22 protein-coding genes are annotated in these 25,414 nt (G+C 44.0%); 13 read left to right on the top strand and 9 right to left on the bottom strand.

Annotated features, from left to right (window positions below; genetic code table 11):
- Positions 1-40: 40 nt before the first annotated feature.
- The 4 genes from H0S56_RS09305 to H0S56_RS09290 form a co-directional block, all read right to left on the bottom strand.
- The gene (locus tag H0S56_RS09305) at positions 41-580 is read right to left on the bottom strand and encodes a gamma carbonic anhydrase family protein (protein ID WP_195724907.1); all 540 of its coding nucleotides are present in this window, start codon (positions 578-580) and stop codon (positions 41-43) included.
- A 111-nt stretch (positions 581-691) separates the two neighbouring features.
- A complete protein-coding gene (dacC, locus tag H0S56_RS09300) occupies positions 692-1,840 on the bottom strand; it encodes a D-alanyl-D-alanine carboxypeptidase PBP5/6 (protein WP_195724906.1) in 1,149 nt (382 codons plus the stop codon).
- A 128-nt stretch (positions 1,841-1,968) separates the two neighbouring features.
- On the bottom strand, positions 1,969-2,349 hold the full coding sequence (locus tag H0S56_RS09295; RefSeq protein ID WP_005104587.1) for an MCR_0457 family protein: 381 nt from the start codon (positions 2,347-2,349) through the stop codon (positions 1,969-1,971).
- Between the two features lie 161 nt (positions 2,350-2,510).
- Complete coding sequence (locus H0S56_RS09290) at positions 2,511-2,882, bottom strand: MCR_0457 family protein (protein WP_004279733.1); 372 nt, start codon at positions 2,880-2,882, stop codon at positions 2,511-2,513.
- Positions 2,883-2,993: 111 nt separating this feature from the next.
- On the opposite strand from H0S56_RS09290, the gene surE reads away from it, so the two are divergent.
- The 3 genes from surE to H0S56_RS09275 all read left to right on the top strand — a co-directional run bounded on the left by surE (position 2,994) and on the right by H0S56_RS09275 (position 5,728).
- On the top strand, positions 2,994-3,782 hold the full coding sequence (gene surE, locus H0S56_RS09285; RefSeq protein ID WP_004279734.1) for a 5'/3'-nucleotidase SurE: 789 nt from the start codon (positions 2,994-2,996) through the stop codon (positions 3,780-3,782).
- A gap of 94 nt (positions 3,783-3,876) precedes the next feature.
- Entirely contained in the window at positions 3,877-4,707 is an 831-nt protein-coding gene (locus tag H0S56_RS09280) for a peptidoglycan DD-metalloendopeptidase family protein (RefSeq protein WP_195724905.1), read from the top strand.
- 91 nt (positions 4,708-4,798) lie between these two features.
- On the top strand, positions 4,799-5,728 hold the full coding sequence (locus tag H0S56_RS09275; protein ID WP_195724904.1) for a LysR family transcriptional regulator: 930 nt from the start codon (positions 4,799-4,801) through the stop codon (positions 5,726-5,728).
- A gap of 59 nt (positions 5,729-5,787) precedes the next feature.
- Here the strand turns inward: H0S56_RS09275 and H0S56_RS09270 are convergent, their stop codons facing one another.
- Complete coding sequence (locus H0S56_RS09270; RefSeq protein ID WP_195724903.1) at positions 5,788-6,999, bottom strand: aspartate aminotransferase family protein; 1,212 nt, start codon at positions 6,997-6,999, stop codon at positions 5,788-5,790.
- A gap of 160 nt (positions 7,000-7,159) precedes the next feature.
- Here H0S56_RS09270 and grxD point away from each other — a divergent pair, with 160 nt between their 5' ends.
- Positions 7,160-7,501 (top strand): Grx4 family monothiol glutaredoxin, encoded by a 342-nt coding sequence (grxD, locus tag H0S56_RS09265; RefSeq protein WP_004279738.1) that lies wholly within the window; start codon positions 7,160-7,162, stop codon positions 7,499-7,501.
- Positions 7,502-7,590: 89 nt separating this feature from the next.
- On the opposite strand, the gene H0S56_RS09260 is transcribed toward grxD, so the two are convergent.
- The gene (locus tag H0S56_RS09260; protein ID WP_195724902.1) at positions 7,591-10,215 is read right to left on the bottom strand and encodes a Lon protease family protein; all 2,625 of its coding nucleotides are present in this window, start codon (positions 10,213-10,215) and stop codon (positions 7,591-7,593) included.
- Positions 10,216-10,413: 198 nt separating this feature from the next.
- On the opposite strand from H0S56_RS09260, the gene H0S56_RS09255 reads away from it, so the two are divergent.
- From H0S56_RS09255 to rpmE, 4 genes are all read left to right on the top strand, one after another.
- A complete protein-coding gene (locus H0S56_RS09255) occupies positions 10,414-12,582 on the top strand; it encodes an AmpG family muropeptide MFS transporter (RefSeq protein WP_195724901.1) in 2,169 nt (722 codons plus the stop codon).
- A gap of 1 nt (position 12,583) precedes the next feature.
- Positions 12,584-12,985 (top strand): lactoylglutathione lyase, encoded by a 402-nt coding sequence (gene gloA, locus H0S56_RS09250; RefSeq protein WP_004279741.1) that lies wholly within the window; start codon positions 12,584-12,586, stop codon positions 12,983-12,985.
- A 144-nt stretch (positions 12,986-13,129) separates the two neighbouring features.
- Positions 13,130-14,110, top strand: coding sequence for a bile acid:sodium symporter family protein (locus H0S56_RS09245; protein ID WP_005104573.1), 981 nt, complete (start codon positions 13,130-13,132; stop codon positions 14,108-14,110).
- 195 nt (positions 14,111-14,305) lie between these two features.
- Positions 14,306-14,530 carry a 50S ribosomal protein L31 gene (gene rpmE, locus H0S56_RS09240; protein ID WP_004279743.1) on the top strand — a complete coding sequence of 75 codons (225 nt, stop codon included), beginning with the start codon at positions 14,306-14,308 and terminating at the stop codon, positions 14,528-14,530.
- A gap of 98 nt (positions 14,531-14,628) precedes the next feature.
- Here rpmE and H0S56_RS09235 read toward each other — a convergent pair whose 3' ends face one another.
- From H0S56_RS09235 to epmB, 3 genes are read right to left on the bottom strand one after another with little or no spacing between them, the layout of a single operon-like run.
- Entirely contained in the window at positions 14,629-16,794 is a 2,166-nt protein-coding gene (locus H0S56_RS09235; RefSeq protein WP_195724900.1) for an EAL domain-containing protein, read from the bottom strand.
- Positions 16,776-18,521 (bottom strand): GTPase, encoded by a 1,746-nt coding sequence (locus H0S56_RS09230; RefSeq protein ID WP_195724899.1) that lies wholly within the window; start codon positions 18,519-18,521, stop codon positions 16,776-16,778. The genes H0S56_RS09235 and H0S56_RS09230 overlap by 19 nt, the downstream gene beginning before the upstream one ends.
- 9 nt (positions 18,522-18,530) lie before the next feature.
- On the bottom strand, positions 18,531-19,553 hold the full coding sequence (gene epmB / locus H0S56_RS09225) for an EF-P beta-lysylation protein EpmB (RefSeq protein WP_005251335.1): 1,023 nt from the start codon (positions 19,551-19,553) through the stop codon (positions 18,531-18,533).
- Positions 19,554-19,935: 382 nt separating this feature from the next.
- Between epmB and efp the strand changes: the two genes are divergently transcribed.
- The 5 genes from efp (at position 19,936) to H0S56_RS09200 (ending at position 25,409) form a co-directional block, all read left to right on the top strand.
- The gene (gene efp / locus H0S56_RS09220; protein ID WP_004279747.1) at positions 19,936-20,505 is read left to right on the top strand and encodes an elongation factor P; all 570 of its coding nucleotides are present in this window, start codon (positions 19,936-19,938) and stop codon (positions 20,503-20,505) included.
- A gap of 171 nt (positions 20,506-20,676) precedes the next feature.
- Positions 20,677-22,776 carry a carbon starvation CstA family protein gene (locus H0S56_RS09215; RefSeq protein ID WP_195724898.1) on the top strand — a complete coding sequence of 700 codons (2,100 nt, stop codon included), beginning with the start codon at positions 20,677-20,679 and terminating at the stop codon, positions 22,774-22,776.
- 7 nt (positions 22,777-22,783) lie between these two features.
- Entirely contained in the window at positions 22,784-23,089 is a 306-nt protein-coding gene (locus tag H0S56_RS09210) for a YbdD/YjiX family protein (protein ID WP_171054308.1), read from the top strand.
- A gap of 439 nt (positions 23,090-23,528) precedes the next feature.
- Complete coding sequence (locus H0S56_RS09205; protein ID WP_195724897.1) at positions 23,529-24,491, top strand: AAA family ATPase; 963 nt, start codon at positions 23,529-23,531, stop codon at positions 24,489-24,491.
- A gap of 12 nt (positions 24,492-24,503) precedes the next feature.
- Complete coding sequence (locus H0S56_RS09200; protein ID WP_195724896.1) at positions 24,504-25,409, top strand: DUF58 domain-containing protein; 906 nt, start codon at positions 24,504-24,506, stop codon at positions 25,407-25,409.
- The last annotated feature ends 5 nt before the right edge of the window (positions 25,410-25,414 follow it).

Genomic DNA, 25,414 nt, shown 5'->3' with positions numbered 1-25,414 from the left:
GGTCTTCATGTATTATTTACCGACTTCTAAAGTGATTGAATTATTTAAAAGATCTATAATTCCCCGAAACCTTCACATAATTCTGCGCTGAATAAGGCAAAAATGCTTTTTCCTTATCTGTCAGCGGACGCACTTTTTTCACAGGGCTGCCCACATACAAATAACCACTTTCCAAAACCTTATTCGGTGGAACAAGCGAACCTGCACCAATCATGACATCATCTTCAACAATCACATCATCCAGAATAATCGTACCAATACCGACCAAAACACGATTGCCAATGGTACAACCATGTAGTTTGACATGATGGCCAATGGTGACATCTTCACCAATAATTAAAGGCGAACCTTCAGGCTTATCGGCTTTTTTATGACTGACATGCAACATAGCATGATCCTGAACATTCGAATTTTTACCAATCCGGATGGAATTGACATCACCACGAATCACGGCAAAAGGCCAGACTGAGACATTTTCAGCCAAGACCACATCGCCGACCACGATTCCCATCGGATCGATATAACACGATTCATCAATTTCTGGAGTAGTGTCCAGATATGGTCGAATATTTTGGCTCATGGTGATCTGCTCATTAAAAGTTTAAGGATCATGTGCATAGTATAAAATAAAAAGCACCCATCTGAATGAGTGCTTTGGTCTTAGTCCGGGACTAAAACAGTCTATTTAAACTTAGAACAAGTTTGAGAAGAACTGTTTAATATGATCGAGCATACGCGCGAAGAAACCTGCTTCTTCAACTGCGTTTAAAGCCACCAATGGTTTTTCTGAAATCACTTTGCCATCCAGAGTCGCAACGTATTTACCTACGACCTGACCTGGCTGTAAAGGTGCAGTCAGTTTAGGCTGAACCACGAGCTGGGTTTTAATCGCGTTGGCCTGACCTTTCGGCATGGTCACGTTAAAGTTTTCAGCAAGACCGATCTGAACTTCATCTTCCTTACCAAACCAGACTTTGGCTTTGGCAAGTACCTGTTTAGCTGGTTGAACATTTTTGGTTTCGAAGTTTGCATAACCCCAAGCCAGCAACTCACGTGTTTGTGTCGCACGTTCCTGCATGGTTGGTGCACCAAAAATCACTGAAATCAGACGTGTAGGACCACGTTTTGAAGAAGTGGTCAAGCAATAACCGGCTTCATTAGTATGGCCAGTTTTTAGACCATCTACACTCGGGTCAGTATATAGCAGGGCATTACGGTTACCTTGCTTGATGCCATGAAAGGTAAATTCTTTTTCCGCATAAATCGGATAATATTTAGAACTGTCTTTAATGATGTGCTGTGCCAGCGTTGCCATATCTTTGGCAGTTGAATAATGGCCTTCAGCCGGCATACCGGTTGAGTTCACGAAGCTGGTATTGGTCATGCCAATACGTTTAGCTTCCTGATTCATCATATGTGCAAAGGTACCCTCGTTCCCTGCAATATGTTCAGCCATGGCTTTCGATGCATCATTCCCTGATTGAATAATAATCCCGCGAAGCATTTCAAGTGCAGTTGCCGTACCATTTAAAGGTACATACATACATGATTCCGCGCTACTGCCGCGACACCATGCTGACTCGTTCATGCGCACTTGTTCATCTTCAGTGAGTTCACCGCTCAATAGTTTTTGTTCGATGATGTAACTGGTCATCATCTTGGTCATTGAAGCAGGGGCTAATTTTTCATTTTCATTTTTTGAAGCGAGAAGTTGCCCTGTCTCGTAGTCCATTAGCACGTAGGATTTATTATTCAATTCTGGTGGTGCAGATAGGACAGTTGCTGCAAAGCTAAAACTAGGAACTAATAATAATGCAGCAAGGGCAGTTTTTTGGGTCATTTCTAGTGGGTTCCTATATCTTGATGTAAGCACGAAGAGCCTAGCATTTTAGGACAAAGCTAGGCTGACTTCTATGGGAAACCCGGTCTTATTTCAAAAGTATTGTAAGTTATCGGCAGAAAAGCAGCTTAATTGTTATAGGTGGTTAATTCATTACAAATCACCTGATTTTTTTTCTTGCCGGCTTTCTTGGCATCCGATTGTGCTTCGGCCAGAATATTGCGGAAATCGTTCTGTTTAGCCATCTGGTTTAAGCTTTCAACCGGATTACGCTGGCCCGGCATATACTCAGTCACCAGCTTGGTATAACCCTGATTAAACTGTGACTTGTCTTTGACCATGCTTGGACAGATTTCTGAAAGAACATAAATGGCTGCCAGTTCCTGTTTGGTCACTTGCTGAGTTGGGGTAACATTAATGTTTTCATCGGCTGCAAATGCAGAAGTTCCCAAAAGAGTGGCGGCAGAAATTGCGCAGAATGTTAAAGCTTGGAATATTGGATTTTTCATTGAAAACTCAAAAAATGGATTTAGAACAATAATTTGCCTAGCTTAAACTTATTTTTGAAATTGAAAAGTGGGAAAATGTAGCGAAGCTGTAGAATTATGAATAAATCTGTAAGAGAAAATAAGACGATGTTTACACCGTCTTATTTGAAAATTTAGCTGGCTTAGCCTTGGTAGTTCAGCATTTCTTCACAGACAGTTTTCTGCTCGTCTGAGCTGGTTTGCTTTGCACCCTGACGTGCTTCTTCAAGTAAAGATTTATATTCACTGTCTGCCTGTAGCTTTTGATAGCTCATGCCTTTATCTGAGTAGTCTGCAAGATAAGACTGGATCAATTGTTCAACGGTGCTGTTAAATTTTGGATTTTGACCAATGATTGCCGGGCAAACTTCAGCCATAACCTGTGCTGATGCAATATCTTCTTTTACAATGGTATTGTTTTCTTCAACAGTCAGATCGTTTGCCATAACTGAAGGGGAAATAAATGCTGCCAAGCTTAAAGTGAGAGCGCTAAATAAAGAGAATTTTTTAATCATCTTGAGCCACATATTATAAAGATGGATGTCGAGCAATAAATATATATAATTCCTGCACTAATACAATGAAATGTCCTAGTCAGTCATTTTTTAGCGTAACGAGATTTTTTAGTGAATATTTTAGTTTCAAATGATGATGGGGTGTTTGCACCCGGTATTCAGGCTTTGGCGCAAGCGCTAAAGCCTTTGGGGCGAGTGGTGATTGTGGCACCGGAAAGTGAACGCAGTGGCTTTTCTAGTGCCTTAACTTTGGACCGCCCTTTACGCCCAATCCAGATTTCTCCTGATGTCTGGGCGGTTAATGGGACGCCGGCAGATTGCGTTTACTTGGCTATGAACGGGCTATTTGATTTTGAATTTGACCTGGTGGTTAGCGGGATAAATAGCGGCGCAAATCTGGGAGATGATATCTTGTATTCCGGTACAGTCGGGGCGGCCTTTGAAGGTCGTTTAACTAAACATCCTGCGATTGCCGTATCACTGAGTGGGCCGAATGTACGTGGCTATCAGCAGCCTCAGGATTATCAGTTGGCCGCCGAATGGGTGCATGATTTTATTGCTCGTGGTTTGCCTGTTCTGCCTGAGCGACATATTTTTAATATCAATATTCCAGATGTAACTGAATTGCAGGGGGAAAAAGTGACATATCAAAGTCGCCGCCGTCAGTCTAAACCGGTGACGAGTCATATAGATCCGCGTGGTCGTCAGGTATTCTGGATTGGACTCTCAGGAGAAGCAGTCGCAGACCCTAAGCCAGGGTTTAACGAAATCGATTCGGACTTCTCTGCGGTCGCCAATGGCTATGTCAGTATTACCCCGATTCAGATGGATGCTACCAATTATGAGAGTCTGCGGAATTTACAAACACAATTGGCAGAAAATGCGTCCTTAGTGTTATAACTTTGTGAAAAACTCGCGATTGCAAGTATATTGCCGTAAAACTTTGCTAATCTTAACGGAATTTTGCAACCGTATAGCATTAGAGAGGAAGATAATGTTCTTGGTGTTACCGAAATGTGTCGTAGCTTCGCCTGCAACCCTGATTAAAACCCTCGTTTTATCGACCGTTGTTATTTCTACAGGAGTAATTACCGGTTGTGCCACCAAACCCCAGGTGAATAATGCAACGCGTTATGCAACAGCTCCTGATTTCTATACGGTGCGTTCAGGAGATACATTGAGTGGGATTGCAGCACGTTATGGACTGAACTATATCAGTGTTGCCGAGATGAATGATATCAGTGCGCCTTACCGGATTTATGTCGGACAATCAATCCGCCTGAAAAGCAATACTGCGCGCCGTAGCACCAGTACTCAGGCTATGACTCAGGCAGCGCCAATCCAGCGTCAAACAATTGCAGTGCCTACACCGGCACCGGTTACGCCAGCAACCACAGTACAAACCACACCACGCGTCAATACATCTGCACCGGTTACGCCAGTATCTACGGCTGCAGGTTTACGTTGGGTAAAACCATCGAATGGTGCGATTCTTCAGCAATACAATTTAGCTTCTAATATCAAGGGCACCCGCTATAGTGGCAATGTCGGCGATCCGGTATTTGCAGCAGCAGACGGGCAGGTGGTGTATGCCGCTGATGGTCTGAAAGAATATGGCAATCTGGTGTTGGTAAAGCATATCAATGGCTATATCACGGCTTATGCACATAACAGTAAATTGAACGTGAAAAGTGGCCAAAATGTAACGGCTGGTCAAAAAATTGCAGAAATGGGGTCGACTGGTACAACCCGCACCATGCTTGAGTTTCAGGTGCGTTTAGACGGCAAACCTATTAATCCTACTGCAGTTTTACCAAACAATTAAATAAATAATGCAAAGTGTAAATTTCGCCGTATAATACAATAAGTTGCTTTTATCAAATGATGGAGCACCTCATAAGTTTAGAGGGAAATTTATGTTAGATCAACTTCGAGCAATGGGTGTCTTTGCTTGCGTTGTGGAAAAAAACTCGTTCAGCGGTGCTGCCCGTGAATTAGGGATTACGACCAGCGCCGTCAGTCAACAAATTCGCTCATTAGAACACGATATGGAAGTCGTACTTCTAAACCGTTCTACGAGAAAATTAAGTCTGACCGAAGCGGGACAAGCTTTTTTCCATAGCTGTCAAGAAATGTTATCTGCTGCTGAACGCGGTAAAGTCCGGATCAATGAGTTACGTGATGATCTTGTGGGTGAGCTGCGTATCGTTTCTTTGCCAGAATTATGCGCGAATCATGTGATTCCTGCACTTTCTCATTGGATGGCTGCACATCGTGGCTTGGCAGTACATTTAGAAACAAACAATCATGAGGTTGATTTGTTGGATGGGCGGGTTGATATCGCCCTAAGATTTGAACAGAAAAATGATGAGCATAATCTTCAGGTTGTGCCATTGATGCAGATTGAGCAAATTCTGGTGGCGACACCGAGTTATATTAATCAAAGCACCATTATTTCGAAACCTGATGATCTTAAAAATCATGAGGTCTTGCCTTTAACGCATCTTAAAAACCATCAGTATTATCATTTCCAACATGTGAATACTGCAGAAAAAGCCGAGTTTGAACTGAAATCCCGTTTCAGTACCAATAACGGTTTGGTTGCGAAATCGATGTGCTTGCAGGGTAATGGAATTGCCAAGGTTTTATATCTTGATGCTAAAAAGGATTTGCTTAACGGTACTTTAGTTGAAGTTCTGCCTGAATGGAGACTGCCACCGATTACACTGTATGCCGTTATTCCGAAACGTGAACAACAACCTACAAAAATTCTCCGTTGTCTTGATACCTTGAAACAATATTTTAGCCAGATCTCTGGCGGACGTATGTTACAAAACGCATCATAGAATGCAGAATCATAAAAAAGCCGCTTTAGAGCGGCTTTTTTAATTTTTAGGCTAGGGCTTTATGCCAAATAAGCTTTGATCATTTTTACCAGACGTTCGATCAACTGGTCTGCCTGCTCCTGGGTAATATTCAGGGTAGGCAACAGACGAACGACATTGCCTGCAGTGACATTGATAATCATCTTGTATTCATTGCGTGCAATCGCAACCAGATCACCACATTCTTTTGGTAATTCAATCCCGATCATCAGACCGAAACCACGTACGATGACATTTTGATCTGCCAGTTTGTTGCGTAGCTGGTCAACGATATAAGCACCTTTTTCAGCCGCATTCGCGACGATATTTTCTTTTCGCATAATATCGAGAATGGTATAGACCACACGCGAACCCAGTGCTGTACCGCTATAGGTAGAACCGTGATTTCCAGCAGTTAATACACCGACGCCACGACCTTGGGTCATGACTGCACCAATCGGGAAGCCATTTCCTAAGCCTTTGGCTGTGGTCAATACATCCGGAATAATATTGGTGTGCTGATAAGCAAAGTATTTACCGGTACGGCCATTACCAGTTTGTACTTCGTCTAGCATCATCAGCCAGTTGTGCTGGTTACAGATTTGACGGATTTCTTCTAAATAGCTGAAACCTTGAGGTGCGGTATTGACACCGCCTTCACCCTGAATAGGCTCAATCAAAATCGCTACGATATCCGGATGATTGATTGCAGCTTCTTCAATTGCTTCGATATCACCAAAAGGTACACGAATAAAACCTTCAACCAGCGGGCCAAAACCTTCTTGCACTTTTTTATTGCCTGTAGCAGACAGGGTGGCCATGGTACGACCATGGAAAGACTGGTCAGCAACAATAATTTTTGGTGAAGCAATGCCTTGCATATGACCGAATTTACGTGCAATTTTGATTGCACCTTCATTGGATTCTGCACCACTGTTCGAGAAGAATACCTCTTCCATGCCTGCAACTTCAGCCAGTTTTTGTGCGGCAGCAGTTTGCCAAGGCACTTCAAACAGGTTGCTAGTATGAATCAGGGTCGCTGCCTGTTCAGCAATCGCTTCGGCAATGACTGGATGCGCATGGCCCAAACCGCATACGGCAATTCCGGTTAATGCATCTAAATACTCTGTACCATCTTCGGTATAAAGATATGCACCTCGTCCTCGGACAAAGCTGATCGGTTGACGGCCAAAAACAGGCATCAAATGAGACGGTTGATCAGTTTGTACCGGTGCGAGGGTAATATTATTCATGACTAACTCTTAACTGTTAGGTGGAAAGAAAAACTTATATAAGCAAAAACCCGCTCAGATTTAAAGGGTAATTGTAAATAAAATTGGAATTATTGCTTTAGACATACTGTTTTGCCTGGATTTGGGTATAATGCGAGACAGATGAGTTGAGGATTTATCAATGACTGAACAAGCACGCGATACCGAAGCGTTAATTCGTGACCAAATTGCAAAACACGCAGTACTTCTTTACATGAAAGGCACACCGCAATTTCCACAATGTGGTTTTTCTGCACGTGCAGTAGAAGCACTCAGTCAAATTGGTCGTCCGTTTGCTTATGTAAACATTCTGGAAAACCAGGACATTCGCGCGATGTTACCACAAATCGCCAACTGGCCGACATTTCCACAGCTTTGGATCAATGGTGAGTTGATCGGTGGTAGTGATATCATGCTCGACATGTTCCAAAAAGGTGAATTAAAGCCTTTAGTTGAACAGTATAGCCCGGCAGCTGATGCTTAATTTTCTATTAAATTAAGTTCAGATGTGAAAAAGCGCTTCATTGAGAAGCGCTTTTTTTTATCTCTATTTTATCTGGAGCAAGGTCAGAGTTAATTCTCTGTCGCTGCATCCGGCTTTTCAACTGTCGAAACATCAGCTTCAACTTCAGTTTGTGGCTCGACGATTTGCTTCTTGTCTTTCTTCTTCTTTTTTTTCTTTTTCTTCGGTACTTCGACCAGTTCGGCACCATCTTCAATCGCTTGCCAATAATCCAGCTGTGCCATCACTGCGGCATAGATTGAATTTTTGCTATAGCGACCTTTTTTATCCAAGGTACCGACAGGACGCGCCATCAGGATTTCCAGTGCCTGATCAATAGTATCAATCGCGTGAATATGGAACTGGCCTTCTTCCACAGCAATGGTGACATCTTTACGCAGCATTAGATGTTGCATATTTTGCCGTGGGATAATTACACCTTGTTTTCCGGTCAAGCCTTGTAACTTGCAAGCATCAAAGAAACCTTCAATTTTGGCATTCACACCGCCTACCGGCTGTACTTGACCCAGCTGGTTCATGGAACCGGTAATGGCCCAGGACTGATCAATCGGTAACTGACTGATGGCAGATAGCAAGGCAGAAAGTTCCGCGACTGTGGCGCTGTCACCATCGACCTGACCATAACTTTGTTCGAACGCTAGCGCAGCAGAGAAGTGCAAGGTCTGTTCACGGCCAAAATGTGCTTTCAGGAAAGACGACATCAGCAACACGCCCTTGGCATGTAAGGAGCCACCGAGTTCGACACTGCGTTCGATATCCAGAATATCACCGCCACCTTGGTAAACCGAAGCAGTCAGACGTGAAGGCAGACCAAACTCAACATCAGCATAGTGAATGACGGACAGGGCATTGATTTGGCCCAGACGATGACCACGGGTTTCGATCAGTTGAGTACCACGGGTCAGATCCTGCCAGTACAGTTCACGTAAATAGCCGAGACGATATTTACGGTGATCCAGTGCGGTGTTGATATGTTTTTCTGAAACCATCTTGTCACCGGCCTGGAAGGCATGATGATGTGCTTCACGGATCAGATCGCCCAGCGTCAGAGCATGTAATGACAATGAACTTTGATCTTCGGCTTGACGGCTGGAATCTGTGAGCAAGGCGGCCAAAGCAGAACGGTCAAAAGGCAATAATTTATCCGATTGCACATAGTCGGCAATCAGCTGCATATAAGCCTGCTCGTTATTGTCATTACGTTGTAATGTATCGGTGAAATCGGCACGGATTTTAAAGATGCTGCCTAGCTCTGGTTCAAGCTCTAAAATTTCATAATAAATTTCAGGCTCAGCCAGCAAGATGACCTTGATATTCAATGGAATCGAAGCCGGTTCAATCGAAATGCTGCCGGTCAGCGTGATCATATGCTCGAGCGAGGACAGTTTTAAATGCCCGGATTTAAGCGCGCGCTTCAAGCCTTGCCATGCATAGGGCTGTTCCAGCAATTGTTCCGCTTCAAGCATCAGGAAGCCGCCATTGGCCTTATGCAATGTACCTGGACGAATCAGGGTGAAGTCTGTAGTGATCGTGCCATTTTGGGTCAGTTGTTCCACATGACCCAGCAAGTTGTAATGCGTTGGAAAATCTTCAAAGATCACCGGTACGCCACTGTTCGGCTTGTGTGTGATAATCACATTTGCCTGATAGCGGGCTGGTACGCGGCTGAATAGTGCCGGAGTGAAATCATCTTCTTCCTGTTCCAGCACAATTTCGACATTATTGATAATGTCTTCGGCATAATACTTCAGGTAATGTTCCAGACCTTCCACATGTTTGAATTTCGCCAGAATCTGTTCGACTCGCGGTAAGACCACCTGCTTGGCGATATCGCGGTTCAGGATCTGTACGCGGTCGCGTGCATCATCTTCCAGATCACCCAGATGCAAACCCAGACGTTCCAGTTTCTTGTCCATATAACGCATGTTGGACGCCAATTCGGCACGATCTTTGTTGCTTAAGGCATTCAGATCTTCTTGGGACATTTCCTGTAATTTGTCATCAATCAGATGCACAGGGACAAAACAGTGCTCATCATGTCGCGAAATCAGCTTCAGATCCAGTTCTGCGCCTTCCTTGGTCAGTTCGATGAGCGCCTGCTGCTGTTCATCACCGGTTTCCTGGCGAATCATTTCAATGCGGTTGTGATAGGTCTCTGCAGTAAAACGGCGCTCAAGCTGTTTTAGAATTGTTTGCCAGCTTTGATTCAACATGGCTTGGAATTTTGGACCCTGACCCGGAGGCAGTTCCAATGCAATCGGCTGACGCTGGTTCTGAAAGTTATTGACGTAAACCCAGTCATTAGGAGTTTCCATAGTTTTGGCGTACTGCTGCAGCAAACGCTTCACCATAGTGCGTTTTCCGAGTCCTGCGGTACCAACAGCAAAAATGTTATAGCCGGAATAAGGCAGGGCAATCCCGGCCTCAACTGAGGCGCGTGCGCGATCTTGGCCCAGAAAATTATTCAGGGGTTTGATCCGTTTGGTTGACGCAGGAATTTTTTCTAGGTTTGGAATATGCGTCAGCTGGGTGGATATTAACCGGGTATGGTCCAGAGTATTTTTAATTTCGCTTTGTTCAAATGCAGAGATAAGTAAATCTGAGCGGATTTTTTGTGGAGTTGTGCTGGTGTTGCTGGCAATAGAAGAATTAATTTGATCGAGTCTCTGGGTCACTGTTGAAAATCCAAAACGAAATATTACGTTGATAAGAGTTAAGGTATACAGATTTACTTGAAAAATTCAAGCCAACATGTCGCTTTTGCCAGAAAATAAAAAACCGGAAATGTGATAAATATATAAATCTTGTTGAAAGATACGCTATTACAGGATTGAATAGCAGCAATTGGTTTTTCTGCGGAAAATAATAAAGCAATGACAACACAAACGACGGGTTGGAAATCCGCATTTACAGCATTTTTAGATCGACGTGCATTGATCATGCTGTTTTTGGGATTTTCGGCTGGTGTGCCGATTCTTCTGATTTTTTCCAGTCTGTCTTTATGGTTAGGTGAGGCCGGAATCAGCAAAAGTGCAGTAACTTTCTTTAGCTGGGCCGCATTGGGCTATTCATTTAAATTCGTCTGGGCACCGCTCATTGATGAACTGCCAGTCCCATTTCTGACCAAGGTTCTGGGACGCCGTCGTGCATGGTTGCTGATTGCGCAGATTCTGATTGTCTGTGCCATTTCCATTATGGCCTTTTCTGATCCGGCTTTGGGTGCAACACATTTACAGCAAATGGCGCTCGGTGCAGTCCTGCTTGGTTTCTCCGCAGCAACGCAGGATATTGTGATTGATGCCTACCGGATTGAACTGGCGGAAACCCAGATGCAGACCGTATTGGCTGCCACCTATAATGCCGGTTACCGGATCGGGATGATCGTGGCCGGTGCTGGTGCCTTGTTTCTGGCAGCCTATTTGGGAACAGCTAAAGGCAACTATATCTACGATGCCTGGAAATGGACCTATCTGGCGATGGCTGCCGTCATGCTGGTCGGTATTATCACCACCCTGTCCATTCGGGAGCCACAGATTGACCGTGTACGCAAACATTACGTGCGCAGTGATTATTTCCGTTTAGTCGCGGTGTTTTTTGTGGCGGTAATCAGTTTTGTCTTGAGCTATATCTATTCAGGCAATCTGGTGGCCAGCATCACCGAACAATTCGCCATTCAAGATACCTTTGCCTTGTTCTGTTTTGAAGCTTTGCGCTTTATTGGCTCGGGTGCCGTCGCATTTGTCATCGGGGCAAGCTTGGTAAAAATGGGTGCGGTTAACAAGCAGATGGCCTACGAAACCTGGGTCAATCCGGTTGCCGACTTCTTTAAACGGTATGGTTTAAAGCTGGCTTTGGTGCTGTTATTGCTGATTGGTTTTTATCGGGTCTCCGATATTATTGCCGGCGTCATTTCCAATGTGTTCTATCAGGACCTGAATTTCAGTAAAGAACAGATTGCCGAGGCGGTTAAAGTCTATGGAGTCATTTTCTCTTTAGTCGGTGGATTCCTTGGCGGGCTCTTGGCCCAGAAGATGAACATCATGAAACTGATGTTTGTCGGTGCCGTGCTGGCCTGTTCCACCAACCTGATTTTTATCGGACTGGTCAAGTCAGGTGAAAAACTGGCAGCTGTCGAAGTTAAAGCCGGTAATCAGGTTTATCAGGCAGAGACCGATGAAGTAGGTTACTGGAAGCTGGATATCCCAAGTGCAGTGCTGGCGCAGAGCAAACAGCTGCAAGTCTCAGCCGCTTATCTCAATACAGATAATACCAATCAAGCGCCTGTGAAGGTCAATATGCCATATTTGACCGCAGAACAGGGCAGCACCCAGTTACAGATCCTGCCGATCACCAGTGACAATACTCTCACCGCAGCTGAGCAGGACAAGACTATTGTGGTGCGCGGCCAGTATGTCGGTGAAGCACTGCAAGAGAATCAAAAGATTGTTTTGCAAATCAATGATCAGAATATTGAGGCAAAACTGGAAAGTGAAGGCGTATTTACTGCCGCGATTCCTGCACAACAACTGATTCAGTCACCTGCACATATTATCAGTGCCGTCTTGATGCAAGATGATCAGGCACTGCAGCAAACAACACATGTTTATCAGGTCAATGCTCAGCTGAGCAATACCCAGAATCTAGATGTCGATATTCAGCCCTTAGCGGTCGTAGATGGCAACAGTTCAGATACGGTCGAAGTCAGTGGTAAGGTGATTAAACCTTATAGCGACAAGTGGCTTTATTTTGCCATTATTGTCGATAATCTGGCTGCCGGGCTGGCTGGTGCTGCGTTTATTGCATTCTTGTCGAGCTTGACCAGTGTATCATTTACCGCTGTTCAATATGCGATTTTTAGCTCACTCATGACCCTGACGCCTAAGATTTTAGGCGGATATTCGGGTACTATAGTCACCAATATCGGTTATCCGAATTTCTTCCTGATGACTACTCTGATTGGGATTCCGATCCTGATTCTAGTGGTTTGGGTCGCAAAACTGCTCGGTGAACACCAACAACAATCTGTACAGAAGGATGATTAATATGCGCATGCTGCATACCATGTTACGTGTAGGCAATTTAGAACAATCTCTCAAGTTCTATACTGAAGTACTTGGCATGACTTTGCTTCGTAAGCGTGATTACGAAGAAGGCCGTTTTACCCTGGCTTTTGTCGGTTATGGCGATGAAGAAAATCACACCGTACTGGAATTGACGCATAACTGGGATACAGACAGCTATGAACTGGGCAATGCTTATGGTCATATCGCAATTGCAGTCGATGATGCATACAAGGCGTGTGAAGAGATTAAAGCGCGTGGCGGTAATGTGGTGCGTGAAGCCGGCCCAATGAAAGGTGGCGTGACTGTAATTGCATTTGTTGAAGATCCAGATGGCTACAAGATCGAGCTGATCCAGCAAGACAACAATGCACGTAATAACTAAGTGTGACGTAGCGAGATATATGAAATGCATTCATGTATAGATGAAAATATTACATCAATCTGAGTGCATAGCATGGGCCCGGCATCTGTTAAGATAGCCGGGCATTTTTATATCAAACAATAAAATCTGAGGGATTATAGGGATATGCTTAAGTTCTTGGCATTGGATCGGTTTACGATACTGTTGTTTGTGATGGTTTTGCTGGCCAGTGTGCTGCCAGTTTCGGGGCAGGCGGCTGAAGTCTTTGGCTGGGTGACGACAGGAGCGATTGCCATCCTGTTTTTCCTGCACGGCGCCAAACTGTCTCGTGAAGCTGTGGTGCAAGGCATTATGCACTGGAAATTGCATACTTTAGTTTTTGCGCTAACTTTTGCCCTGTTTCCGATTCTCGGGCTTTTGGCCAAGCCGATTTTATTACCCATGCTCGGACAGGAACTATATTGGGGTTTCCTGTTTATGTGTTTCCTGCCATCCACCGTGCAGTCCTCGATCGCCTTTACTTCAGTGGCTCATGGCAATGTCGCCGGGGCGGTATGTAGTGCCTCTTTTTCCAATCTGATCGGTATGTTTATTACTCCATTATTGGTAGCATTTTTTATTCTCGGTCAATCTGATCATGGTTTTGATCCGACTTCTTCGATTATCCAGATTACACTGCTGCTCTTGGTGCCGTTTATTTTAGGACAGATTCTGCGTCCATGGATCTATCCGCAAATGATGAAAATGCCAAAAATCGTCAAGGTCTTCGATCAAGGCTCGATTTTACTGGTGGTGTATGGCGCTTTTAGTAGCGCCGTCGTGGCCGGGCTGTGGAATGAAGTGAGCCTGAGTACCTTGTTGCTGCTATTGCTGGCTTGCTCGGTGTTACTCACCATTGTGATGCTGTTATCACTTTATATTCCACGCTGGCTGGGCTTTAGCCGCGCTGACCAGAAAACGGCATTCTTTTGTGGTTCTAAAAAAACCCTGGCCAGTGGAGTGCCGATGGCGCAAATTTTATTTATTGGCCAGCCGCTGGGCATGATTGTTCTGCCGATCATGATTTTTCATCAGATTCAGTTAATGGTCTGCGGGATTATTGCCAATCTGTGGGCCAAAGAGAGTGAATCAGAAGCTGAAGAATAATTCGCATATTGAATTAGTTTCACGTATAATAATGCCCACTTGTTGCGCTTAGCTCTGACGGTATCCGTCTCGGTGGGCCAAAAGAATGGTCTGTTGTGGTGTTGATCTGCATGAACGATGTTCCTGCTTCCTCATTTGAGAGTGATCAATAGCGATGACAGCTAAACCTTCTTGAATCTAATGGAGTAATCGACGATGCGCGCCGATATTCACCCAAAATATGAAACTTTAGTTGCTACTTGTTCATGTGGTAACGTAATCGAAACTCGTTCAGCTCTTGGTAAAGAAACTCTTTATCTAGACGTATGTTCAGCTTGCCACCCATTCTACACTGGTAAGCAAAAGAACGTTGACACTGGCGGTCGTATCGACAAGTTCAAACAACGTTTTGCTGGTATGTCACGTTCTGTTAAACGTTAATACCCAAAATGAAAAAACGGGCTTTAAGCCCGTTTTTTTGTGCCTGCAATTTAGAAAATTATCATTGGATTCCCTAAATTGTAGGCTTGTACAAGATCTTAGTGATCCTGTACATCAATCAAATGATCGAGTTTTTTCTGGAAATAATTCCCTTGAATAAAGCGGGCATCCACATTCCAGGCATTCGCGAACAGTGTCATATCATTTAATTCACGGATCAGGATATTGAGTGGCTTGATTTCATTATAGCTGGTGATTTTTTCCTGTAGTTGCTCAATCTCGGTATCTTTATTAAGCATATTGGTCAAGCTCGAATGTAAGCTAACACCATCCAGTTCCAGTTCGCGCAGTAAATTTGGACTATAAATTGATTGACCAAAATCACGAAGTGCAATCAGCGCACCATGTTCGTACAGCACTCGTAGATATTTTTGTGCATCTTGCTGATTCAGTAAAATATCTTCTTCTGAGAATTGTAAGATTAGCGGATGCTTCACTTTACTGCGAATAATCGTAATCAGCTTGGAAATAAATTCCGGGAAGGTGCGGTCTTTAAATAGCACGGCACGGTTCAAATTGACAATTAAGCTTGCATCAGGATACTGGGTAATAAAGTTGTGTAGCTGTTTACTGGCTTCAACCAGAATCCAGCGATCCAGTTTAATGGACAGTTCATCATCTTCATGAAGTTCTAAAAGGCTAGAAATATCCTGCCATTTATTCTCAAAAATAAAGCCACTGGTCACTTCATAGGTATATAAACGCGTATCTTCTTTATCATAGAGTTGCTGATACTTTAAATGAATCTCGCCACGTTCCAGACATTCACTTAAGGCTTTCAAAATAGAAGGTGTAGCGCTAGGAATAGACGTGACTGCTGGACTGATCGCTGCCACTGTTGGGCTGGCAACTGGTGTTTCAGCAACGCTGAAATCTATGCTTGGCATTTCTACAGAAGCTTGGCTGCTTAGTGACGCAGGAATATCGAGTTTAAATTCAGGTACAGCTTCTGCTTGAGGTAAAGATGTCGAGAATGCTTTTCCAATCAGCGTATTGCAGTGCATTTCATCCTGTAAACCCTGTTCAAGCATGACATAGCCCAAGCGCAGATTTAGAGGGAATGACTTTTGTCCCACTGTAATGAGTTGCGGTTTGCTTAAGGCATTTAAACTGATTAGTTTGGATTCAAGAATTGCTTTAGAGTCTGCCTGAAACAGACCAACAACGACATCATATTCCAGTTTAAACAGGGGAATATGGGTCTGTTCCGTGAGGAATTCTTTGGCTGCTTTAAAGTAGCCACTAAAAGTTGCCCAGTCAGACTGCAGAAGTTCCGGATCATAAGCGCTAAAAGAGAAAGTGACCAAGGCATTCACCGGTGCAGACTGCTTATGGAGTTCACGTTTAAGTGACTGAAAAACGCTTGGTTTTCCAGGAGTCTTCTCGGAGGAAACTGTTTTAGATTGAGTATCAATGCTAATTTGTACCGCATCTTCTTCAGCAGTTGAAGGCAGGAATTCCAGTTTTAATGGGTTAGATACGGACACATGCGGATTCAAAGACTGGATCTCGACCCGACCTAAATCAAATTGACCCTGAGAAATCTTTTTGAAACGGGTTTTAAAATCATTCAAATCTGAAGGCTGGAGCAGATCCAGAAGCGGTAGGCCAATAATCTCATCTTCATTTTGCAAGCCAAACAGTTTCAGGTAGTCCGCATTGGCCTGAATATGAATCCCTTCCTGAATGGTGGCAACAGCACGGTTGCTGTCGTCTACTAAAGATTGTGCCTGAATTTGTGCTATTTCCAGCTCAGTCATTAAATGTTGCTGAGACTGTGACAAACGGCTAAATGACAATGCTCGGACCAGTCCCACATAAAAGCGTTCCAGGTAGTCAAAATTGAGAATGTCATATACCCCTTTACGGATATATTGCGCATATTGTTCAGCCTGGTAATCATCCGGTTTAAGCAAAATCATCGGCAGATTAGGTTGCTGCGAAAGGCGCACCAAACTTAAGGCCTGTTCATATTTCAGGTCGTAGGCACGTCCAAAAATAATCAGATCCCAGTTGAAATTTAATTGTTTTTCAAAAGATTGCAGATCATCCAGCAGCACAGCATCGACCTGATAATCATGACTGGTCAGAAGATCACGGATTTGGTTATATCTAATTTGATTATCATCAATAATCAGTAAACGTGTTTCAGTACGTTTTAACTTTTTAGACAATAATGGATTTCTCACTTCAATGCTTCCCATAAATCATGATTTCTGCTTTCATTCATGTGCTGATCGATAAAGTTTTCGATCATCTCTTCTTCCTGATCATTGAGTAATTCATAATCAAAACGGATGAAACTCTGCGTAATCAGTTGTGCTTTGGTCAGATAGATTTTGATTTCTTCCTGACCGAGACGTAAATGAATGGTTTGTTTTTCCCTAAACATCTGTGAACCAGAGACAATCAGGCTGGTCGAGACCTGATCCAGTTGCGTCATTTTCACCAACAGGGCAGGCTGATAGTTGACATGATGACGTTCGGTACGGGTATAAGCTGCACAAGGAAAGAGCTCTTGTGCCAAAATTTCCAGCCCGATTTCCAGGCTCTTATCCGTTGACTGCTTGATCCAGCGAATCACACCGCCACGCCACTGACTCTGGGTTTTTTCCTGAACCAGAATGAATTCACCGGTTTTCAGGTTAGCCGGGGTAATACCAGTCCATTTAATCCGGTAACCATTGACACTAATATCCAGAACTTCAGCGCTATGAATCTGTTTCGTTTCACGATCGAGCGCCTTGATACTGCTAAAGGCACTTGGAATCGTATTTTCCATCGAGCTGACAAAACTGCTTTCGCTCTGGAAATTATAATTGGCATCGAGTTCCAGGGTTTCGTTGAAGTTTTTACCTTTAGACAGGTAAAAATGCGCCACGCTTAAGCCAAAGCAGATATTGATCTGGGCTGAATATTCATAACGTTCATGACGACGCTCGACATTGTTCGAGAGCAGATTGTAGATATGAAAATGCAGTGCAGGGGTCAGGAACAGTTTTTCATTTCGCGACAGATACTGCGCATTTTTGCTTTGAGTACCCGTTAAATGATCCATCAGATTCTGTGTGGAAATATAGAAGCTCGGCTGAAACTGTGGCTCTTGATGGGAATTAAAGATCGGCGGATGATCTTTGCTGGCATCGACCACATAACGGGACAGCGTGGTTTCCTTCGGCAGGATCTGTACCAGTTTGGCCCAGTCAAAACTGCATAGATACAGGCCCTGGATTTCTGCAGGCCGGATCTGATGAGTATTGAAGATATCCAGTAAAATCAGCTGTGCATAGGCATGTGCAATGTTCTGGATCTCATGCTGGGTACCTAATACCTGATTGATATTGCTTTGATAGAAATTATTGTCTATTGCACATTCAAGCAGTTGATGGGCAGCCAGCCATTGTCCCAGACCTGGCGTGCTATACAGCATATGCTGTTGATATAAAAGAAGTGTGAGTTGTTGCAGGGCATAATAAATCGATACCATCCGGGCAGTTTGAATGCTCTTCTTTTTGCCTAGAGAAAATAGCGAAAACTTCTGATGGGTCAGCTGATGATTACAGCGTTTGACGATATCAATATAAATTTTGGCAAAATGACTGCGCAGCAGCATGGCCAGTTCAATGATCTGGTCATTCCGGTCGGAAGTGATCAGGCCCTGATTGACGAAATGCTTTTCCAGACTGGTCAGGACATTTTCAAGGGTGGGATGCAAGACCTGAATCAGGTCAAAGCGCAGGGTTTCTGTACATTTCAGCTCAGAAACTTCCAATAAGGCATTAAACAGGGATTTGGATGAATTCCCCAGCTGTAGAATCGAAATCCCCGCAACCCATTCCTGCAAAGCCTTGGCAGTGGTTGGGCAAAAGCTCAACTGCTCTCGTTTAAGTTCCGTCGGTGTCTGAAAAATGTCTGAAGTATGCGTGCTCATCTTTATTATTTAACTCAAAAATGTTGAAACCCCAAAAAGCGGTGTCTTATTCTTCTCGCCCGCTATTTCTCGAACCAGTTTAGGAACCAAATACCCCGGCAGGTTCGCTAAAACTTCTGTATAAATCTCATTAATATGGTCAGGCGCTAAATCAAAATGATGCGCACCTTTTACTTTATCAAGTACATGTAAATAATAAGGCATGACCCCGGCATCAAACAAGCGATAGCTTAAATCTACTAAAACCTGAGCAGAATCATTCACCCCGTTTAATAAAACTGCCTGATTCAGAACGGTGATCTGCTGTTGAACCAGTTGGTTTAAACGCTTGCAAGTGAAGTCATCCAGCTCCGATGCATGGTTTGAGTGTACCACCAGAATAATACGTAGCCTACTGTTTTTTAACATGCTAAGTAGCTCTTCGTCGACTCGGTTGGGGATCACAATAGGAACTCGTGAATGTATTCTTAAGAATTTGAGATGTGGTACTGATTCTAGTCGTTCAATCCAGGTTTTTAATTTCCGGTTCGATAAGGTTAGTGGATCACCGCCACTCAGAATCACTTCATTAATATCAGGCTGGCTTTCCAGATATTGCTTGATATTTATCCAGTCTTCGTTTTTAGGCAGATTTTCCTGATAGGGGAAATGTCGGCGGAAACAATAACGGCAATGTACAGCACAGGCACCAGTCAGTGTCAGCAAGAAACGGGATTTATATTTGTGCAGTACGCCGGGTTGCTGATTGGCCTGTTCTTCGCCCAAGGGGTCGGTAACAAATCCTGGATGTTCTTCCAGTTCCAGATGATGGGGCAGCACTTGTAAAAGCAATGGGTCTAAAGGGTTTCCGGTCTGCATTTTGCCCACAAAAGCACGTGGTACGCGCAACTTAAACTGTTCAGAAGCTAAAATGGCACCTGAGAGCAGTTGCTCTGGTGCAAGTTGCAGCACTTCAAGCAGTTCGCGTGGATCAGTGATCAGGTCGCTGAGCTGTGATTGCCAGTTTTGTTCTTGATATAAATAGTTCGTCATGCCGGAAGATTAACAATAATAAGTGAGAGGACAAAGCCTGATGGGCACAGTTTAACAGTTTGTGCGGAAGCGCAATAATCCACTGCGCTATAAAATAAAGAGTGATTAAGCTATGCTGATCTTCGTGCTCGCCTGATGGTATTTTAACGTTGAGCAAGACATGAATAAACAAAGGATTTTCATGTCTGATTGTAACTTAAACAGCCTGAGTGGGTGAAAGCGGATTTTTTCATTGCGGCAAAGTGTATTGCTCATTTAGAATACGCAACATCAAATGAATGTGCATGTGGCAACTCAATGTTCGTGTCAGACTTGCTAAATGACATCGCAACAGCCCATAGCATCAATAGATTAAAGTTAGTAAGTTTGGAGTGCGCCAGTCATGGCCTATTATTCTACGAATGATTTCAAGTCAGGCCTTAAGGTTATGCTTGATGGCAACCCATGTTCAATCATGGAAAACGAATACGTAAAACCAGGTAAAGGCCAAGCTTTTAACCGCGTAAAATTACGTAACCTTAAATCAGGTAAAGTTCTGGAAAAAACTTTCAAATCAGGCGAGAACCTAGAAGCGGCTGATATCGTTGAAGTAGAAATGGAATACTTGTACAACGATGGCGAAATGTGGAACTTCATGGATCCTGTTACCTTTGAACAGATCGCAGCTGATAAAACAGCAATGAGCGATGCTGCAAAATGGTTAAAAGACGATTCAAATGAAAAATGTACCATCATGTTGTTTAATGGCGTGCCTTTAAACGTGACTCCACCGAACTTCGTAGTACTTAAAATCGTTGAAACTGATCCAGGTGTTCGTGGTGATACTTCTGGCGGTGGCGGTAAGCCAGCGAAACTTGAAACAGGTGCTGTAGTACGTGTTCCATTATTCGTACAGCAAGAAGAAAGCGTTCGTGTAGATACCCGTACTGGTGACTATTTAGAACGTGCATAATGGTTTGAAAATAGACTATTATCGAGAGGGATGATTTAAATCATCCCTTTTTTTATGCCAAAGTCGTAGAGGAAAAGCAAAAGAACAGGCGTAAAGTCGCAAGGGAAAACAGCAGTACCTCGAACAACAACAATCACGCTGATTTGTATGCATCACAATATGAGGGATTGAATGGAAACTTTACAAAAGAAGTCGACGCGGACTTCGAAAATGATTTGGCTTTTGGTAGCCATTGTGGGTGCAGTCTCTTTTGGAGTTCTAGCACTGAGTCGGGGTGAGCATGTCAATGCAGTCTGGCTGGTACTTGCCGCCGCCTGTGTCTATAGCATTGCTTACCGTTTCTACAGTTTGTTTATCGCCACCAAAGTATTTGAGCTGAATGAACGCCGTTTAACGCCTGCGCATCGTCTGGCCGATGGTCTGGACTATGTGCCGACCAATAAAAGCGTTCTGTTTGGCCATCACTTTGCAGCGATTGCCGGTGCAGGTCCGCTAGTAGGTCCGATCCTGGCAGCGCAGATGGGTTATTTACCCGGTACAATCTGGCTGTTAGTCGGTGTGGTGCTTGCCGGTGCAGTTCAGGATTTTCTGGTGCTGTTTATTTCCACCCGTCGTGACGGTCGTTCACTCGGTGAGATGGCCAAGCAGGAACTCGGAACCTTTGCCGGTATTATCGTGATGCTCGGTGCCTTGGGCGTGATGATCATCATTCTGGCAGTATTGGCGCTAGTCGTTGTTAAAGCACTGACTAACAGTCCATGGGGTGTATTCAGTATTGCAGCCACCATTCCGATTGCGATCTTTATGGGCATCTACATGCGTTTTATCCGCCCGGGTAAAATTGCTGAAGTCTCGATTATTGGTTTTGTCTTGATGATGCTGGGCATTATCTACGGTGAAAACATCGCACAACATCCATATTGGGGTCCGTTCTTTACGCTTTCTGGCACTGAACTCACTTGGGCACTGATCATTTATGGTTTCATTGCATCGGTACTGCCAGTCTGGCTATTGCTTGCTCCACGTGATTATCTGTCGACCTTCCTGAAAATTGGCGTGATTGCCGGTTTGGCCGTGGGTATCCTGTTTGCCATGCCTGAAATGAAACTGCCAGCGATTACCAAATTCATTGATGGGACTGGTCCTGTATTCGCAGGTTCTATGTTCCCATTCCTGTTCATTACTATTGCGTGTGGTGCGATTTCCGGTTTCCATGCCTTGGTTTCTTCAGGGACGACACCGAAACTGGTCAACAACGAACGCGATATCCGTATGATCGGTTATGGCGGTATGTTGATGGAATCTTTTGTAGCGATCATGGCTTTGATCTGTGCTGCAATTCTGGATCCAGGAATTTATTTTGCGATTAACTCACCAGCAGCCTTGCTCGGTACTACCGCAGAAAGCGCAGCAGAAGCAGTGCGAACCCTTGGTTTTGTGGTAACCCCTGAAGCCTTGACTTTACTGGCACAGGAAGTGGGTGAAAACTCGATTCTGTCGCGTACTGGTGGTGCGCCAACTTTTGCAATCGGTATGGCACATATCATCACCGAAATTTTCAACAGCCGTGAAATGATGGCATTCTGGTATCACTTTGCGATTCTGTTTGAAGCATTATTCATCCTGACTGCTGTAGATGCTGGTACCCGTGCCTGTCGCTTTATGGTTCAGGATACCGTGGGTATCGTGATTCCTGCGGTGAAACAGTCGCATAACTTCTTCGGAAACCTGTTGGGTACTGCGGTTGCAGTGGCAGGCTGGGGCTTCTTCGTCTATCAGGGCGTAGTCGATCCACTCGGCGGGATTAACAGTTTATGGCCGCTGTTTGGTATTGGTAACCAGATTTTGGCTGCGATGGCGCTCATTCTTGGTACTGTCATTCTGTTCAAGATGAAAAAACAGAAATATGTGTGGGTGACAATTATCCCGACAGTGTTCCTGTTCATCACTTCCATGACAGCAGGCTGGCAAAAGATTTTCCACGAAAATCCAAAGATTGGTTTCTTGGCGCAGGCAGATCGTTTCAACACGGCGATTGCCAATAATGAAATCCTAGCGCCAGCGAAAACTGTGGCAGAAATGCAGACGGTAGCAATGTCAAACCAGATCAATGCTGCACTCTGTGCTTTCTTTATGATTGTGGCCTTTGTGATGCTGTTTGCTGCAATTCGCGTGATCCGTCGTGCCTTGGCAAATCCTGAGCCATCTGTACATGAAGCAGAAGCGATTTATCGCGATCCTGAAGAGATTCAGCCAGCGAAAGGTCATTAAGGGAAATATTATGAATCTGAAGTTTGCCAAAAGCGGGAAAACGATGATTTATAAAATCATCAAAATGACCGTGATGTCACAAAAGGATTTAATCCTGAATCCGAAAAACTGGTCGCGGATTGCGACCTTGTGGCAACGTTTGCAGCAAAGTTTCCGTCTGATGGTCGGTGTACCTGATTACCAGACCTATGTGGAGCATATGCGCAAGCATCATCCCGATCTGGAAGCCATGGACCCGAAAACATTTTATCGTCACTGTGTGGATTCCCGTTATCCATCTGCGGGCGGTGATATGAAGAAGTGTCCGTGTTAATCATTAATTCATAGCAAGCGCCTTTCGGGGCGCTTTTTTTTATCGTTAAAAATTAATATGAGGAATAGACGATCGCGTTAAATCTGAGGTCATTGATTGAGCTAGCGTAGAAAAGTTTTATTATAAAAATCCATGAAATCGCTTAAGTCTCTATACCTTTTAAGTATGATTCTTTTCAAATAGATGGATGAGCTCAGATTGGTATTTTGAGATTTGAGCGAAAAGAAAAATGATCTCTATTTGTGTCGATCATTTTATTTGTTTTCTGCGCTTCTTACTTCTTTTCAACCTGATCATTTTGACTCTTCTATTATTTGAATCCTCGCCATTTTCTAATCAGTATTTTTATTCAGTTACACAGACAGATGATTGATCTTTTGGGAAAATTTAAATTTCAGTGTATGTTAATCTTAGGCCATGTTTTATTAAGGAAATTATTGTGATCTGGGGCATGAAACAAAAGGAAAATAACGACATTGCACACATCAATACTGTGCTTGAACAAAAAATTGCAAGTTATGCACCCAAGATCCAGCGTTTTTTTGAAGAAGTTAATGCCATTGTGTTGGATAAGCAGGCCCAGACCACACTGGCACTCTGTTGTTTGATTGCAGGCGGACATGTCTTATTTGAAGATTTACCCGGATTGGGTAAAACTACATTAGCCAGCAGTCTGGCACATCTGGCTGGGTTAAAGTTCCAGCGGATCCAATTTACCAATGACATGCTGGCCAGTGATGTCATCGGTATTAACATGTTTAACCAGAAAGAACATCAGTTCGAGTTTAAACAAGGCCCGATTTTTACTCAGATTTTACTGGCAGATGAAATCAACCGTTGTAGTCCCAAAACCCAGAGCGCCTTACTCGAAGCCATGGAAGAAGGCTATGCCACCATTGATGGCGTACGCTATGCCTTACCGAAACCTTTCTGGGTGATTGCGACACAAAACCCGCTATTCCAAAGCGGTACTTACGCTTTGCCGGAATCCCAGCTAGACCGTTTCCTGATGCGTTTATCTTTGGGGTATCCATCACGCCATGCAGAAAAACTGTTATTACAGCAGGAATCCCGTTTTGCCCTGATTGCAAGTCTGGCGCATATTTTTACCGAAGATGAAATTCTGGATCTGCAAAGTCTGACGCATCAGATATTTATCAGTGAAGCGATTCAGGAATATTTGCTTGATCTGGCAGAAGAAACCCGTAAAAGCCGTCATGGACTTTCTACGCGTGGCCTTCTGGCCTTGAAGCGCGCAGCACAAGCGTATGCTTTGATTCAGCAACGTGCTTTTGTCACACCAGATGATGTGCAGGCTGTATTTGTCGCGGTGACTTCGCATCGTCTGGGTTTAAGTGAGGCAGAAGCCTTTAATGTGATGCAACAGGTTGCGGTCAGCTAAAGGAGTCCTCTCTTGGATAAAACCTGGCAAAAATGGCTGGCCAAGCGCTTTCAATTCTCACAGCAGAAACAGCTCTCGCAGAAAGATGTCTTGGTATTTATTTATCAGCAGGGCTATCTGTATCTGGTTTTGATCTTCATCACCTTTGTGGCTGGGGTAAACTATGCCAATAACCTGATTTTAGGTTTCTGTTTTTTAATCAGTGCGGTGCTGTGTATCAGTTTTTATCTGACTTTTAAGCAATTGCATGACCTGAAAATTGAATTGATCGCAGATGATGTGGGGCAGGTGGGTCATAGCGTGAATCTGCATCTTTATTTTCAACAGCAGCAGCTTCGCCCCCGTTATTTGTATATCAAAGCAGGAAATCAGCTAGCGAAAGTTTATCTGAATGCAGCAAAGCAGCAATTTATTCTGCCATTTTATGCAGAGCAACGTGGCAAGTTTGATTACCCGGTGATTCAGATTTATTCGGTTTATCCCTTCGGGTTAGTTCGAGCCTGGACCTATCTTTATCATCAGCATTCGGCCTGGGTCGCGCCTAAAGCTGAAGTTTTTAGCACAGAAAATAAATATCACTTTAACCGTTTTGAACCGGATATGGATGAGTTCCGTGAATTGCGCAATTACCAGTCAGGTGATTCCTTGCAGGCAGTGTCCTGGAAGCAGTTTGCGCGTGGACAAGGCCTGTATGTCAAAGTCTTTGAGCAATATGAGGATGAACACAGTATCGAGATTCATTATGCACATATGCCGAGTCAGTCACATGAAGAAAAACTTGAATTTGTGATGGGTCTGGTCGAGCAGTGCGAGCAGCAGCAATGTGCGTATAGTCTGCATTTGCCACAGGCCGAATTGCCTCAGGGCGCAGGTGAAGAACAACTGCGGAAAGCCAAACAATTGTTGGCGCAGGCCTAAGGCGG

Source organism: Acinetobacter lwoffii (genome assembly GCF_015602705.1).
Lineage (GTDB): Bacteria > Pseudomonadota > Gammaproteobacteria > Pseudomonadales > Moraxellaceae > Acinetobacter > Acinetobacter lwoffii_E.
This window is presented reverse-complemented; position numbering and strand designations above follow the sequence as displayed.

Excerpts from the sequence above, each read along its gene's own strand:
- H0S56_RS09305 (WP_195724907.1), bottom strand. The coding sequence starts at position 580 with ATGAGCCAAAATATTCGACCATATCTGGACACTACTCCAGAAATTGAT.
- dacC (WP_195724906.1), bottom strand. The coding sequence starts at position 1,840 with ATGACCCAAAAAACTGCCCTTGCTGCATTATTATTAGTTCCTAGTTTT.
- H0S56_RS09295 (WP_005104587.1), bottom strand. The coding sequence starts at position 2,349 with ATGAAAAATCCAATATTCCAAGCTTTAACATTCTGCGCAATTTCTGCC.
- H0S56_RS09290 (WP_004279733.1), bottom strand. The coding sequence starts at position 2,882 with ATGATTAAAAAATTCTCTTTATTTAGCGCTCTCACTTTAAGCTTGGCA.
- H0S56_RS09280 (WP_195724905.1), top strand. The coding sequence starts at position 3,877 with ATGTTCTTGGTGTTACCGAAATGTGTCGTAGCTTCGCCTGCAACCCTG.
- H0S56_RS09275 (WP_195724904.1), top strand. The coding sequence starts at position 4,799 with ATGTTAGATCAACTTCGAGCAATGGGTGTCTTTGCTTGCGTTGTGGAA.
- H0S56_RS09270 (WP_195724903.1), bottom strand. The coding sequence starts at position 6,999 with ATGAATAATATTACCCTCGCACCGGTACAAACTGATCAACCGTCTCAT.
- grxD (WP_004279738.1), top strand. The coding sequence starts at position 7,160 with ATGACTGAACAAGCACGCGATACCGAAGCGTTAATTCGTGACCAAATT.
- H0S56_RS09255 (WP_195724901.1), top strand. The coding sequence starts at position 10,414 with ATGACAACACAAACGACGGGTTGGAAATCCGCATTTACAGCATTTTTA.
- gloA (WP_004279741.1), top strand. The coding sequence starts at position 12,584 with ATGCGCATGCTGCATACCATGTTACGTGTAGGCAATTTAGAACAATCT.
- H0S56_RS09245 (WP_005104573.1), top strand. The coding sequence starts at position 13,130 with ATGCTTAAGTTCTTGGCATTGGATCGGTTTACGATACTGTTGTTTGTG.
- rpmE (WP_004279743.1), top strand. The coding sequence starts at position 14,306 with ATGCGCGCCGATATTCACCCAAAATATGAAACTTTAGTTGCTACTTGT.
- H0S56_RS09235 (WP_195724900.1), bottom strand. The coding sequence starts at position 16,794 with ATGGGAAGCATTGAAGTGAGAAATCCATTATTGTCTAAAAAGTTAAAA.
- H0S56_RS09230 (WP_195724899.1), bottom strand. The coding sequence starts at position 18,521 with ATGAGCACGCATACTTCAGACATTTTTCAGACACCGACGGAACTTAAA.
- epmB (WP_005251335.1), bottom strand. The coding sequence starts at position 19,553 with ATGACGAACTATTTATATCAAGAACAAAACTGGCAATCACAGCTCAGC.
- efp (WP_004279747.1), top strand. The coding sequence starts at position 19,936 with ATGGCCTATTATTCTACGAATGATTTCAAGTCAGGCCTTAAGGTTATG.
- H0S56_RS09215 (WP_195724898.1), top strand. The coding sequence starts at position 20,677 with ATGGAAACTTTACAAAAGAAGTCGACGCGGACTTCGAAAATGATTTGG.